Consider the following 15,066-nt stretch of genomic DNA (forward strand, 5'->3'; position numbering starts at 1 on the left):
TAATTCTCTACAATTGCGCATATCGATGGATAAAAGGGATAAGAGCAAACCGAAGCCAGCCGGAATTAAAGAGATCGCCACTGCGCTCGGGATCTCCATCGGTACGGTGGACCGCGCTCTTCACGGGCGCTCCGGTGTAAGCCCCAAGACCCGTGCCAAAGTACTGAAGGTCGCTGAATCTCTCAATTACCGGCCGAATCTCGCTGCACGCAGTCTCAAGCTGAACCGCACTCTGCGCATCGCCGTTCATCTTCCCCGGCAGATTGCATCGTTCTTCTCTCCGCTAGCCGAGGGGATTCGCTCGGCTGCGGCCGCGCATGCTCTGAACGTCGAGTTGGATTTCCGCACCTTTCCACGGCTCGGCGATGGCGATATCGAGCTCCTGAAAAAAGATGCCGGCCGCGGCTACGACGGAATCATCCTCACTCCGGGAAATCCTGCCAGCATTGATCCCTTGATCCGCCTCATTACCCAGCAAGGTACTGCTGTAGTCTGCGTTGCCAGTGACGCTCCCCGCACAGATCGGATTGCGGGCATCTCCGTCGATGCGGCGGTCAGTGGTGGAATCGCGGCGGAGATGCTCGGAAGGACCATTTTCCGCAAAGGCACTGTTGCCACGATCACGGGCGATCTGAATACCTTGGATCATGCCGAGAAGCTACGTGGTTTTGCCGCAACGCTTGCCACGCTTGCGCCCCACCTCACGTTGATGCCTGCAATCGAGAGCCACGAGAGCCCCAAGGAGGCATATGCGGCCACGCTCGATCTTCTCGCGCGCGAGCCTGGGTTGGCGGGAATCTACATCAGCACGGCAAATAGCCTTCCCGTGCTGCGCGCGCTGCAGGAGCATAAGCAGCTTAAACAGGTCCGCATCATCACTACGGATCTCTTTCCCGAACTACTCCCTCTCCTCGAATCCGGCGGGATTTTGGCAACACTCTATCAGCGCCCCTTCACGCAAGGAAAGGTCGCATTCGAAACGCTGACACAATATCTGCTCGAAGGTATCCGGCCACCATCCTCAACTCGATTGGCGCCCCATATAGTTCTCCGCAGCAATCTTCCACTCTTCCTCGGCAGGCTCAGCAGTGGAGAAAGTGGCGAGCGCTCCTAGCCGTCTCAGTCGGTTCCTCGTCCAGCAGCAACGACGAGAGTCAGAACCGTTGGAGAAGCTGATTAAATATCCTGCTTGACAGAAATTCCAGAAGAGCGTAGCGTTGCGATTTGCCGTTAACGTACACGTTAATGGAGAGCCTGGAGGTGGCAGAATGAGACGGTTTGGAAACTTTGCAAGCATAGCAAAGGCTGCAGTGTTTACTGTGCTGGTGGCCCTGCTGCTCGGTCCTGGTTGCATCTTCGCGCAGGTCGATCAGGGAACGATCACGGGAACGGTAACGGACCCGTCCGGAGCGGTGATCCCCGGAGCGAAAGTGACCCTAACGGAGACCCAGACCGGCTTCGTGCTCAACGGAACCACGAACCCCAACGGCGTCTACGTATTTTCGCCTGTCAAGATTGGGAGCTATACGGTCCAGGTATCAGCGGCAGGCTTTCGATCCGTCACTCTCTCAGGATTGGTCCTGAATGTAAACCAAAGATTGCAGGCGAGTCTCAGCCTGCCCGCGGGCGATGTTTCGCAAACGGTCCAGGTAAAGGCCGGAGCATCGGAACTGCTGCAAACGGAGCAGTCCTCTACCGGGCAGACGGTAAGCACGAAGGTGATCAACGACACGCCCCTGAATGGCCGTAATTACGTTTTTGTAGCGCAGCTTGCGGCAGGCGTTGCACAATCCAATGGCTCGCGAGGTGAGGGAAATGGCGACTTCAGCGCTAATGGACTGCGAGCCGAGCAAAACAATTTCATTCTGGATGGGGTGGATAACAATTCAAATCAGGTCGACTTTCTGAATGGGGCGAGCTACATCATCAAGCCTCCGCCCGATGCCCTGGCCGAGTTCAAGGTAGAGACGAGCAACTACGATGCGGAGTTTGGCCATTCGGCCGGAGCTGTTCTGAACGCCTCGATCAAGAGCGGGACCAATAGCCTGCACGGAAATCTGTGGGAGTATTGGCGAAACAATATCCTCGATGCGAAGGACTACTTCGCCCGGAGTATCCCCACCCCCGAGTACCGGCAGAACCAGTTCGGAGGCACGATTGGTGGCCCCATCGTCAAGGATAAGCTCTTCTTCTTCGGAGATGTAGAGGCGAACCGAATTGTCTTCGGAAGTACGAATACCTATTCAGTGCCGACGCCACTCATGCGGCAGGGAAATTTCTCGGAGCTGCTTAATCCTGCACTCACGGGGAGCAGCAAGCCGATCACGCTCTATCAGCCCGGCTCGAACGGGACAGCCCTGCTTTCCTGCAATGGGGCACAGAATGTATTATGCGCGGGACAGATCAGTCCAGTGGCGCAACATCTGCTGCAGCTATATCCGTTGCCGAATACAAACGACGGCAAGACCTATAACAATCTGGTGGAGAACATCAACGACATCAATAACACAGTAGATTGGGACGCCAGGATTGATTGGAATGCGAGTGCGAAAGATCAGGCCTTTTTCCGCATGAGCTACTACAACCAGCGCGGCAATTATCCAGCCCCATTTGGACCCATTCTTGATGGTGGCGGCTACGGATCAGATGGTCCGGTAGTAAACATGGGGGAAAACTATGTATTGAGCGAAACCCACATTTTCAGTCCGTTGCTGGTTAATGAGTTCCGCTTCGGGTACAACTGGGGCCATCCGCAGTATCTCCAGCAGAGCGCAAACACCAATGTTGCTGCTGCCGCTGGCCTGGGCGGGATACCGTTTGGGCCGAACAATGGCGGCCTGCCGAGTACAAGCGTTTCGGGAATCAGCGGCTTTGGCTCTCCCGGCTTTTACCCCGCCATTGAATACGAGAACGTCTTCCAGATACTCGATAATGTCACCCGTGTCATTGGGAACCATACGCTCAAGATGGGGGTAAACTTTCAGCGAATCCGCGTGTCTACGACGGCGCCGATAAGTCCACACGGTACCTTCGGCTACAACGGCTTCTATACTTCCAACCCCGGCGTGAGCTTTACGGGGTCCGGCGTTGCCGATTTTCTCGCCGACCAGATGAACAGCGCGAGTCTCTCCAACCTCTTCAACATTGAGAACGCCCGCTGGTATAACTCCGGGTATTTGCAGGATGACTGGAAGGCCCTGCCAAATCTGACGCTCAATCTTGGTCTCAGGTATGACTATTTTCAGCCCGCGATTGAGCAGCACGATCACCAGGCCTACTGGAATCCAACGTCCATCAGCGGACCGGGCAGCGGAACCGCAGATTTCCTGCTTTCCAATGGAGCCCGTAACGTTGCAATCGCGCCCACATTCTTATCGTTGCTGGCGAGTAATAACATCAACCTAATCTATTCCGGAAATCGCTCCCTCGCGCTTTCGCAAAAAGCGAATTTCGGCCCTCGAGTTGGCTTCGCCTTCCAACCTCTTTCCCGTCTGGTGGTGCGTGGCGGCTTCGGAGTTTTCTTCGGGGGGCTTGAAAGTATCGGAGGCGCTCCGAATCCGGGATACAACTATCCGTTTGCGTTCACCTTGAACTTCCCGGCTCCCGGCTGTAGCGGGAATCTCTGCCCGACGAATGGAATCACGCTCGCAAATGGATTTTCAAACGCCATTGCCGCGGGCCTGAACAATTACCTCTCCACGCCTGCACTTGTCGGTGGTCAGCTCCAAACCAAAACTCCCTATACCGAGCAGTACAACCTCTCCACCCAATATGCTTTCAGCTCCAGCCTGAGTCTCACACTGGCTTATGTGGGAAATGTTTCGCGCCATCTGCAGGCAATTATTGACCGAAATGCTCCGTTCGGCCTGGTTGGTCCGCAGGACAATGCTCAGCTCGATCGCCCATTCCCGGGATTTGGCGGTACTCAGTACGACGCCTACGAGGGGGTCGGCAGCTATAACTCCCTGCAGGCGACACTCGAGAAGCATGCCTCGAATGGACTCTATTTCCTCGCGGCGTATACCCTTGGGCACGCTCTGGACGATACGGCTACCCCGCTCAATGGCGGGAGTAACATCTATCGGAATGCCAACCTCCTGCCCATCGGATCGGAGTACACGAACTCTGATTGGGACGTGCGGCAGAGATTTACCTTTTCCGGGGATTACCAGTTGCCTTTCGGAAAAGGGCGCCGCTTTCTGAACCGGGGAGGATTTATTAACCAGGTTGTGGGCGGATGGTCGGACGATTTGACTTTCTACGCGATGACGGGCAATCCATTTACGGTGGGTCCGAACAACGCGGGCGCAAACGGCGCGAGTGCCCGCCGCGCCATATTGATTGGAAACCCCTATTCGGCGGGAGGAAGTCCCGATGCGAGCAATGCTGGCACAGCCTGCGCGCCTGCAACACGCAACATCACAAACTGGTTCAATCCCTGCGCCTTTGCTAATCCTCTGCCTGGAAATCTAATCCCGGATACGCAGACCTCCTCAAACCCACAAGGCACTCCGTTGCTGAGCGAGGCTGCTGTCCTCCCGTTTCTGGGCACCGCACGCAACCAGATCTACGGTCCTGGATATCAGCGGATCAATATGAGCCTCTTCAAGAATTTCGATACAGTAGAGGGCCAGTATCTCCAGTTCCGGGCTGATATTTTCAACCTTTTCAACACGCCTGCTTTCGGACAGCCGAATGGCAGTAACAACTCAAATGGGGGAGTTATCACCAATACGCGCTCGCTGGGAGCGTTTACGCCAAACGCCCGCTTCTTCCAACTCGCGCTGAAGTACTATTTTTAACCAATAGGGTGCGCACGCGATGAATGGATTGCCAACACAGAGCCAAAAGAACGAGGAAGAGCCACAGATTGCAGGCAGCGGTCCGTGGCCTCCCCCGCGAAAGGCCATTGCAGGTTTTGCGGGGCTCGTCAGCTGTGTTGCAGCGATCTCCGGTTTTCTATTCGGCTTCGATATCGCGGTAATCAATGGCGCAATCGTGCTGCTGCGGGCGGAGTTCCACCTGTCGGACCTTCACACGGAGTTTGCGGTAAGCAGCCTCCTCGTGGGGGCTATCGGCGGAGCGGGACTTGCAGGCTGGTTGAGCGATCGCTTCGGGAGGCGGCGGGTGTTGTCGTTTGCCGCTCTGGCCTTCGCCGCATCCTCACTTGGAGCCGCACTGCCGCGCAATTTTATTGAATTCAGTGCTGCACGGCTTGCGGGAGGAATCGCGATCGGAATCGCCTCTGTCGTTGCTCCCATGTATATTGCAGAAGTTTCGCCGGCAAGGATGCGCGGAAGACTGATCTCGCTGAACCAGATGGCGATCGTCACTGGAATTTTAGTCGCTTATCTCGCCAACTGGGGATTCTCGCTTTCCGGCGCGTGGGGCTGGCGATGGATGTTTGCGAGTGCGATCTTACCTTCGGCGGTCCTTTTCTTCGGAACGTTGCTGGTTCCAGAGAGCCCGCGATGGCTGGTAGAGGAAGGACAGGACGAGCGAGCACTCGCAGTGCTCGAACAGATAGAAGGCGGAGAAGAGGGCGCCCGCCAACTTCTGCTCATCCATGTCGCGGCACAGCAGGAGCGCAGCACCTTCCAGGACTTACTCGCTCCGGCGTTGCGGCGCCCGTTGTTGCTTGTGGTTGCGCTCGCCGTCCTCCAGCAGGTTACGGGTATCAACACGGTGCTGTTCTATGGCTCTCTCATCTGGCAGAGAGAGCTGCATCCGCATAGTGCATCGGGCGCGCTTGAGGCCAATATCCTCGTGGGAATTGTAAATTTTGCGTTTACGATCCTGGCTCTGGTGTTGATCGAACGCCTAGGGCGGAAGCCGTTGCTTATGATTTCCAGCGGGGTGATGGCGATCTGCCAGCTGGCGCTCGGGGCAGCCTTTCTTCTCAATCCTGTTCCGTCGGCACTGGTGCTCGGGGCAATGCTCTTTTGTATCGCCTCTTTCGCCATCGGGCTCGGGCCGTGCACTTGGGTGTTGATGGCTGAGCTTCTCCCGACGCGAGTGAGAGGCCGGGCCATGTCGGTTGCCAATGTCGCATTGTGGAGTGCCAGCTTTGTACTAACAGTTTCCTTCCTGACACTCAGCCATGCCATTGGTATCACCGGCACGTTTTCGTTGTACAGCATGCTATGCGTGCTTACTTTTGCGCTGGTCTGGCGCGTTGTTCCTGAAACAAAGGGGAGAAGTCTTGAGGAGATTGAAACTTTATGGCAGCAGAAGCACGAGGCGAGGGATGCCGATGAAGGTTAAATCTGGCTGGAAGGTTGCGCTCGGGGCATTGCTCGCGCTGGCCGCAGGATGCTCCCGTCACAGTTCGTCTGGTGTCTTGATCGTTGTCGATCCAGCCGGGCCTGCCCAGACCTTTGACGGAATTGGAGCGGTGAGCGCCGGAGCTTCCTCGCGCCTGCTCATCGACTATCCTGAACCGCAACGCAGCCAGATATTGGACTATCTTTTCAAGCCGCATTATGGGGCATCATTGCAGCACCTGAAGGTCGAGATCGGGGCGGATGTGAACTCGACCGATGGGTCCGAACCAAGCTATGCGCGCACGCCTACCGATCGCGATTTCACTCGTGGATACGAGTGGTGGCTGATGCAGCAGGCAAAACTCCGAAATCCTGCCATCGTACTCGACTCCCTTGCCTGGGGCGCACCTGGGTGGGTAGGCGAGTTTTATTCCCCCCGTAATGCTGGATACATGGCGGGCTTCGTTGCGGGCGCAGACAGCGCACTTCACCTGCAGTTTGCGGAAACGGGAGTCTGGAACGAAACGCCCTTCAATGCCGACTATGTGAAGACTCTTCGGCAGAAACTGGACGCGGCAAGCCCAGGCACCAGAATCGTCTGCTGTGACGAGTATCCGGGCGAGGGTGGTGGCCAGTGGAAGATTCTTGATGCAATGCGGGGGGATCCAGTGCTCGCTCGCGCCGTTGCAATTGTCTCGGTACACTACCCGCGCAAAAAAGAAGGGTATACAACTCCCCCGGAAGCAAAGGCTGCGCAAAAGCCATTGTGGTCGAGCGAAGATCAGCCGAACTCCGGAGGAGGGCCTATTCTGGCCAGAGATTGGCAGCACGGAGGGCGAATCCTGGCCAAGCTCTACAACGAGAACTACCTTGACGGCGGCTTCACTGCGACAGAAATCTGGAGTCCGGTTACGTCCTACTACGACATCCTTGCAGCGCCTAATTCCGGGTTGATGTACGCTAACACTCCCTGGTCTGGGAATTATCAGGTGCAGTCTGCCATCTGGGTGACTGCACACACGACGCAGTTTGCCCAGCCGGGGTGGAAATACCTGGAGCGCGCCTGCGGCCATCTCCCCTCCAAGGGCAGTTATGTCACATTGGCATCGCCCAACGGAAAGGACTGGAGTACTGTTCTCGAGACGATCGATGCCAGCTCGCCGCAAACTGTCTCGTTTGAGATCTCCGGCGCCCTTTCCAGGGATACTGTTCACATCTGGGAGACCAACGCGAGCCGCACCTTCGAGCACGTGGCCGATATCCCAGTGAAGGGCGGCCATTTCTCCTATACCTTTGAGGCGGGCTCCCTTTATTCACTCACTACTACTACTGGCCAATTCAAGGGCACGTCGACACCTCCCGATCCTCGTCCATTTCCTCTCCCCTGGTCCGAGAACTTTGAGCAGGTGACGCTGCGACACTCTCCAAAATTTCTTTCCGATCAGGATGGAGCGTTCGAGGTTGATAAGTGCGTGGGCCGCAGAGGCAGATGTCTTGAACAGGTGATTACACAAAAGCCCATCCCCTGGGGTCCGCTGCCCGATCCATGGACATTGGCAGGCGATATCGGATGGACAGACTATCGGGTCACCGCAGATGTACACCTGCAGGGGCGTGGCACTGCTATGCTCCTGGGCCGCATCGATTCAGCAGATGTCTTTGCGGACCAGAAGGCGAAGCTGCCCAGCGGCTATGTTCTCCGGCTCGACTCCACGGGCCGGTGGTCACTGCTCTCCTCCGCCTACAAGCAGCCCACCCTTCTTTTGGCTCACGGCACGCTCGATCGGGCCCCCGCCGCCTGGCTCCATCTCGCACTCGCTTTTCACGGCACTCAAATTTCCGCTTATCTCAACAACAAGCTGCTCGCCTCTGCCACAGACTCCTCCCATGCACACGGCATGTTCGGAATCGGCACGAGCTGGGACCGTGTCCAATTCGATAATGTGGGGGTCAGCCGCTTTCCTTCACCCGTCAGAGGAGAGTAATCGGGCTGAAGAGCTTCGAAGGAGAGCGGTGAGCTTACTCGCCATTGCTGGTTGTCGTTCTACGGCTCAAACGATGGAGGTACATCTTCTGCACGAATTCCCCAGCTTTTATCCGGTGAGGCGCTCAGCTCAAACTCAATTGTCCCGCCACGTTCGACGAAGCTCTCTGGAAGCCAGGTCTTGGTCGAGAGTTCTCCATTTATTTTCATGCTTCGGACATAGGGAGAATTCGTATCGGCGCCACTTGCCTTCACAATGATGTCGCGGTTAGGGCGGTGGATCAAGATCTCAGAGAAGAGCGGGCTTCCTAATATCAGCTCTGCGCGGCCTGGAATCTCCGGATACATCCCGATCGCCGACCAGACATACCAGGAGGACATTTCTCCAAGGTCGTCATTGCCCGGCATACCCTTCGGCGAATTTGTCCAGATGGAATTCAGAACTTTGCGCACCGCTTCCTGCGTTTTCCACGGTTGCCCGAGGAAGTCAAAGAGCCACGGTGTCTCGATGGAAGGCTCATTATTCAGTTCGGCATGCAGGGCGCCGGATTCCGTAACCGCCAGGCTGCCATCGGGATTATAGAAAAATGTATTCAGCCGCTGACTTGCTTTATTTTCCCCACCCATCATCGTAAACAGGCCCTTTTCATTAAAAGGCACCATCCATAGATATTGAGCTGCGCTGCCTTCGACAAATCCTTCGTCCGATGCCGGATCGAACTTCGGCCACGAGCCGTCCGCGTTGCGGTTTTGAATGTATCCTCCCTCGGGCGTCGCCTGAGGATTGAAGATGTTCTTCCAGTATTGCGCGCGCACGAGAAACTGCTTACGTGTCGCATCGTCGCCCATGCGCCGTGCCAGCTCCGACACGGCGAAGTCCGCTGTGACATCTTCCAGCGTGTCTGCCGCTGGTCCCCAGGCGTTGGCTCCTACCGGAATGTAGTGCAGCGATAACCACTTGTCCAGTGACGGCCTCTGCCCTACACACTCTACTTCGCAGCCTTCTTTGCTCAGATCATGTGCCGTCGGGACGGTGGCTGCCTTCAACAGCGACCGATAGGCCGCTTTGGCATCAAAGTTGTTGCCGCCAAAGGCCAGGATATCGGCGATCGCCGGCGCCGCCGGATCGCCGTTCATCACATGGGTGATCCCTGAATTATGCGTCCACCGGTCCCATTCGCCTCCATTCTGGTCGGCTTGATTCAGTAGGGACTGGGCCTCATCGCTGGCTACATCCGGAGCCAGCAGAGTGAGCAACTGCAGCTGCGATCGATACACATCCCAACCCGAGAAGGTGCTGTATTGCGCCTTCTGTGGAGCGACCAATTTATGCACCTGGCCATCCATACCCAGGTAGCGCCCGTCTGCGTCACTGTAGAGGTTCTCTCCCATCAATGCGTGATACAGCGCGGTGTAAAAAACGATTCGTTCATCGTGGGTGCCGCCTTCAATCTGTACCCGATTGAGCATTTCATTCCATGCCGCATGTGCCTTCTCGCGCACCGCATCGAACGCTGTCCCCTCCGGATTCTCCGCGCGAAGGTTGGCCTCTGCATTCTGTTCGCTAACGTAGGAAATGCCGACGCGAACGCCGACACTGGTGGACCTCGAAGTGTCGAGTGTGACCCAGCCCCCGGAGCCTTTTCCTGGCGGTACAAATCCCTTTGTCCCATATGTCGTGCCGCCGCGGGCATCGAACGTAGCCGGACGCACCGTCGCGTCCTGCCAGGTCCCTGCACCCGAAAAGTCGGTATCGAAATGCGCCACAAAGTAAAGGGTGTAATAGCTGCGGCGGTCGGCAGTGCCTATGTAGCCGCAGAAATTCCCGCTGGTCACCGAGCCGGAGATTGTTCTCGTTTTGGAATCGATATGTATCCGGGCATCCGTGCTTCCGGTCTCGGAATTCGCCGTCCGCACCAGCATTACCGCAGGCTTGCCCTCCGGATAGGTGAATCGCCCTGATCCGGTGCGAAGCGTTGTCGTCAGCTCGGCAAGGACGCCATCGTCGAGTTTTACCTTGTAATAGCCAGCTTTAGCCGTCTCGTTATCGTGGGAAAACGTACTGCCGTATCTCTCTGCGCCAGTATCGTCCGCAGGAGATGAGGTGATCTCGCCCACATACGGCATAAATGGAATATCTCCGCTGGCTCCGGCACAGCCTGTTCCCATCAAATGCGTCAGGGAAAATCCGCTGATGCGATTGGAGGAGTACTCGTACCCACCCGGAGCTGCGGGACGCCCACGATCATCACGCATTGACCCAGGCACGCCCTGCACCTGAAGGCGCGGATGATTGCGTGGCTCCTCCGGACTCCACGCGAGCATGCCCAGCGGCAATGTGGCTCCCGGATAGTCGTTCCCGCCATTCGTGGTGCCGATAATCGGATTCACCAGCGCAGCCGGGTCAGCCTTTGCGGAATCGCCGACCTGAGAAAAAGCTGAGACCCCACTCAGTGCAAAATAAACTAACATCGCAGGAAGATATTGAAACCGCCAATCGCTCCACTTCAGCTTGCTCACTATCATTGCTCCATTGCGGGATCTGTATGGGAAGATCAAACGCATACATGTCGCATTGTAGAGGCCGTCAATCGGTTCTAGCGAATCCGCCCCGAACCCAAGCCACCATAGATACTGTGAACGCCGCGGCGTACTGACATGTCTTGGCAGCACAACGCGGCTGCTATCTGGGCGGCGAGTCTACTTCTGATGATGGCTCTCATAAAGGTTAATCACCTCGCTCCGTCGGCGGAGATCCCGATTGTCGCCTGGGTGAAGCGATTCAACTGGTGTGCTCCAAACAACAGTCGGACGGGTCGTGGCTCTTGGAAAACTCCCATCCCGGTAGGGTCTGGTTCAAACTTGAGGAGCCTAGTCGCTGGAACACGCTCCGTGCGCTCCGTGTTCTTCACTGGTACGACGAATGGGCCCGCTGAGAGATGCCGCAGACCACCGACACCCTCCCAGGGCAGGGGAGGTTTGGCCGAAAAGCCAGCGATTTTCCCCGCCGGTATCCTGGCCGTAGGGAACTCCCTTGAAGGTGAAGACATCGCCCGAAATAAAGCCTCGCACTTTGCCGTATTTCGTATTGGCAACCGCCAATTGAGGCGTGGAGCAGAACGGAGGCTCCTGCTGGTGAACTCCGGTTTTGATGCTGTCAGAGGCGTGAGCCGGACGAACGACCCCTGCAGCAAGCCCGGCGCCAGCCGAAAGCTTCAGAGCGTCGCGCCGGCTCAGGAGACGAGGATCATCCGTGTTTGATTTCGATATTGCAGCTTCCTTCCGGTTTTCAAAAGATGGCTTCCCGATGGTTATGAGTCAGTTGACGAAGATGGGGTACATCGGGATCTTTATTGCATGGGCGAAGTGACCGGAAACCGGTAGATATTGACGCTGATGGGAGCGACCGATAACGAGTGCGAGACACTGCCGAGAGCGGTTTGCTTAAGTTCCACCTCGGGTGCCTGACCAACCCGATCTACAGCGTTGAGGCTCTTTCCGGTCAACTGCCAGAGTGTCGACGGGCCCGAGAGATGCACGCCCGCGACTTTCAGGTCGAGTGTATGCGGTTGAAATCGAAAGTCGATGTACCCATCGTGTGATTCGCTGCTCTGAGCGGCTGCCATACATCCAGCGCCAAGTGCTATAGCCAGAACTGCTACGCGTATGTTCATTTACCTACTTGGCCTCCGTTGCTCCACAACTTCTTTTCGCATGTCGCAGCTAAGCAGGCATGCTTCCTCAAGAGCGGTCATGCTGTTCTGACAATGCCCGTGCCGCAATGCGATCATTCAAGACGAAGCCCGAGGCACTCCTTGAGGGAGCACGGCGCTTCTCGAGCTTCTCTTACTTCGATCCATTGACGATCGCCTCGGCAGCGTTCCCGGCCACGACCCAGTTTGCCGACCCGGCGACGACTGCTTCATCCTCGAACCATAGGAACCCGAAGTCATCGATGCACTCAGGAAAATCCGGCTTGATAATGATGTATCCCGGAATCACGGCGCCCGGAATGTAAGAGTTATCGGCACGGTTGTTGCTATACGTCTTCGTCTTCGACACCGTACCGACGCCAGCTACATACGAAGTGCTGGATACCGGATGCGTGCCGAGGATGTAGTTGACCGCCCGCAGCGTATATTCGGGGCCGACAATATCCGGAAACGTCTTGTGCAGGAAGTACATTCGGATGGCCATATCCACCACGGCGCCCGATCCGCCCCAGGTGCCCAGGCTGGGGGGCACACCGAAGGGCGTGGCGTCCAGCTTCTTGTCCAGACCTGCCATGTATGTCTTCACGGCTTCCCGCATCTGATCCTTCGCGCTCGCATCGAGATAAGGCAATGCCCGGACTGCCGACCAGCCACGGAACTCCATCTGCTGGGGCGTGATCATCTGAGGGAACAATTCCTTCAGCCGGGACTTGTAGGGCTCGGCGCCATGCGTAGCGATCGTCAGTTCCAGAGCCGCAGGCCAGTCCACTCCGACCCCGAAGCCACTACGGCGGAAACTGGCCGGCGGAGCTGGCGCTGCACTGTTGCCAGCAGAACCTGCCGGAGCGCCCGAGCTGCCCTGTCGTTTAGGAGCGCCCCCGACAGTACCCTGAGAAGCAGCCAGCACGCCAGCCCCTGGACCTAAACCGCCGCTCGCCGGAGACTGCGTTGGATGAGACTTCTCCTCGCTCCACGCCTTGATCGCGGTGTCGAGGCAGTCTTTCGCTAATGCGTCGTCATAGCCTTTCAGCGTATCGGCCGCTGCAGCCAGCGCCGCAATGGCGTTCCACTGGAAATAGGGGTTGTTCGTGGTGAAGATCCACCGGTCGTCCGGCTTGCCGGAGTAGTCGCCCTTCACTTCGTTCGGACCAAGTTTCGGGTCGTAGATACGTCCGTCGGTTTTTGAAGCTCCATCGCCGACCTGCGTGTACTGGCGCAAATCCGGCTCGTGCGTGCCGCGAATGGCGTGGCCGATATTGTCGAACTGCGCCAGGATGTACAGAGCGCCGTGCTTGACTTGCTCGACCGTATCCGGCATGCCGTCAGGACGGTGCATCTCAACCTCACGCGAGGTCTCATTCACCGTAAGCTCGTCGTACTTGAGATTGAATTCGCGATACGCCAGAGCCAGACTTTGAATCACGCTCAGCTGCGCAGGCTCTTCCAGGTCGAAATCGCCGGCATCGTACCAGCCGCCCACATTCATTCCAGGAATGTGATCGCCGCCTTTGTACTTCCCGTCCGTTGCCGTAGCCTGATACCAACCGTCGAATTGCTCCCCAACTACTGGCGCCATGCGGCCATCGTCCAGGTGAGAAGCGCCGTGCCACATGCGGTAGCCTTCGCGGACGGAAACGTGATCCATCTGTTCCGCAAGATGGTGGTCCAGGCTGTCCTGCCAGATTCTGGCATAAACATCATGGGAAATGGGGAAGGGCGCCGTGCGCTGGTCTGCGTACTCAATGACATAGAGACCGGGGTCCTTCACCGGGGTGAAGTCAAACTTCGAATAGACGTAGCGCAGCCAGGGCTTTGCAGGCGTGATGGGCCCCTCGAACACCTGCTTGTATGATCCATCTTCCATCAGGCGCAGCACTTTTGCTGTCTTCGGGGCCTTGTACTTCGGGTCGAGTTCGAGCACCGCCACCTTGGAGAAATCCGGCGCATAACCCACCTGGCTGTGCGCGATCATCGGCGGCCGCGTCCAATTCGGAATCACATCCGGCCGGATGTGCCACACGATGGCATCCTTGGTCTTACCCGCAGGGATGAGGGAACGCAACACGAACCAGCCGTTCTGCGCACGGTCGCGTCCATCGAACAACATGAGGTCGGCAGTATCCGACTTAACGCTCACTCGGGCCAGCGCATCGTCAACTCCCAGGGTGATGCTCCTGCCCTCGGCGAAGGGAAGCGGCTGCGTGTATCCCTTGGCCTTGTCCCAATCCTCCAGGTAGTACGCCTTCTTCGGTTCATCTGGTAGCGGCAACACCTTGATCATTGGATCGTCGGGCGTGCGCGGAAAGATCCCCGCTTTGGTTCCATCCACCAGGTAAGCTTTTCCCATGTAGATCGAGGGAAGCAACTCAAGATTGAAGCCCGCGCGGCCGGCAAGTTTCGGCGGTAGCGGTTTATCGAGATTCACGCTGACCCTCACGCCGCCCGGTTCCGCTGCGACTTCCAGCGTGTAGCTGAGACCGAAGGTCGGAAAGGCGAGATCGGCAGTGAGCCGGTTATTCGCCTGCTCGGCGTGACGTGCTTTGAGGGTTGCCACCAGATCCCACTGCTCGGGCGTCGGCATCAGGCGCACGTCGCCGTTCGTGGCGATGCGCTGGTCGTGGAGAATCATCTCCATAGCCGTGTTCTTCTGATCTACGAATACGGGATGATATCTGCTGTCGTAGAGCATCACGTCGAAGCCCTGCGTACTGAGGTAGTCGTTTTTGGTTACCTTCATCTGGACGTCGGCGCCGAATGCCGCCACCTGCAAAGCGGTTGCGAGCAGGAGACCAGCAACAGACAAAAGCCTAAAAGAAAATCGATTCACCATTTACCTTCAACCCTCGCAGGGAACGAAGTATAGCTGAGCATGTCGCGTTAGGCCAAATCTGCTTCGAATTGAACGAATGCCCTGGAACCCTGTGCTCACCTGCACCGCGCATCCAGGCAAGTCACCCCAATGCTTTTCCGCGGGGCAACCCGATGGCTCTCCGCAGAAGAGATTGTGCCCGGCTGCGGGTGAATATCTGGGAATGAGCATCACGCGAACCGATGCCGTTATGGGTGACGCCGGCCATCTGAATGCGGCGATCACCCCTGTGAGCGG

At 57.1% G+C, this 15,066-nt stretch carries 8 protein-coding genes; 4 read left to right on the plus strand and 4 right to left on the minus strand.

What is annotated here, in order from left to right; translation table 11 throughout:
• Window positions 1-25: 25 nt before the first annotated feature.
• From C7378_RS11800 to C7378_RS11815, 4 genes are all read left to right on the plus strand, one after another.
• Window positions 26-1,114, plus strand: coding sequence for a LacI family DNA-binding transcriptional regulator (locus C7378_RS11800; protein ID WP_131996713.1), 1,089 nt, complete (start codon window positions 26-28; stop codon window positions 1,112-1,114).
• 154 nt (window positions 1,115-1,268) lie between these two features.
• Entirely contained in the window at window positions 1,269-4,802 is a 3,534-nt protein-coding gene (locus C7378_RS11805; protein ID WP_131996716.1) for a TonB-dependent receptor, read from the plus strand.
• Between the two features lie 28 nt (window positions 4,803-4,830).
• A complete protein-coding gene (locus tag C7378_RS11810; protein ID WP_207901413.1) occupies window positions 4,831-6,264 on the plus strand; it encodes a sugar porter family MFS transporter in 1,434 nt (477 codons plus the stop codon).
• Window positions 6,254-8,248 carry a galactosylceramidase gene (locus tag C7378_RS11815; protein WP_165876777.1) on the plus strand — a complete coding sequence of 665 codons (1,995 nt, stop codon included), beginning with the start codon at window positions 6,254-6,256 and terminating at the stop codon, window positions 8,246-8,248. Before C7378_RS11810 ends, C7378_RS11815 begins: the two co-directional genes overlap by 11 nt.
• Before the next feature lie 59 nt (window positions 8,249-8,307).
• On the opposite strand, the gene C7378_RS11820 is transcribed toward C7378_RS11815, so the two are convergent.
• The 4 genes from C7378_RS11820 to C7378_RS11840 all read right to left on the minus strand — a co-directional run bounded on the left by C7378_RS11820 (window position 8,308) and on the right by C7378_RS11840 (window position 14,697).
• Window positions 8,308-10,767 carry a GH92 family glycosyl hydrolase gene (locus tag C7378_RS11820; protein WP_243648214.1) on the minus strand — a complete coding sequence of 820 codons (2,460 nt, stop codon included), beginning with the start codon at window positions 10,765-10,767 and terminating at the stop codon, window positions 8,308-8,310.
• Between the two features lie 351 nt (window positions 10,768-11,118).
• The gene (locus C7378_RS18205; RefSeq protein WP_424221469.1) at window positions 11,119-11,562 is read right to left on the minus strand and encodes a twin-arginine translocation signal domain-containing protein; all 444 of its coding nucleotides are present in this window, start codon (window positions 11,560-11,562) and stop codon (window positions 11,119-11,121) included.
• Window positions 11,563-11,597: 35 nt separating this feature from the next.
• On the minus strand, window positions 11,598-11,921 hold the full coding sequence (locus tag C7378_RS11835) for a hypothetical protein (protein WP_131996725.1): 324 nt from the start codon (window positions 11,919-11,921) through the stop codon (window positions 11,598-11,600).
• Window positions 11,922-12,093: 172 nt separating this feature from the next.
• A complete protein-coding gene (locus C7378_RS11840; RefSeq protein WP_131997001.1) occupies window positions 12,094-14,697 on the minus strand; it encodes a glycoside hydrolase family 9 protein in 2,604 nt (867 codons plus the stop codon).
• Window positions 14,698-15,066: the final 369 nt, after the last annotated feature.

It is taken from the genome of Acidipila rosea (assembly GCF_004339725.1).
In the GTDB taxonomy this organism is placed as follows: domain Bacteria; phylum Acidobacteriota; class Terriglobia; order Terriglobales; family Acidobacteriaceae; genus Acidipila; species Acidipila rosea.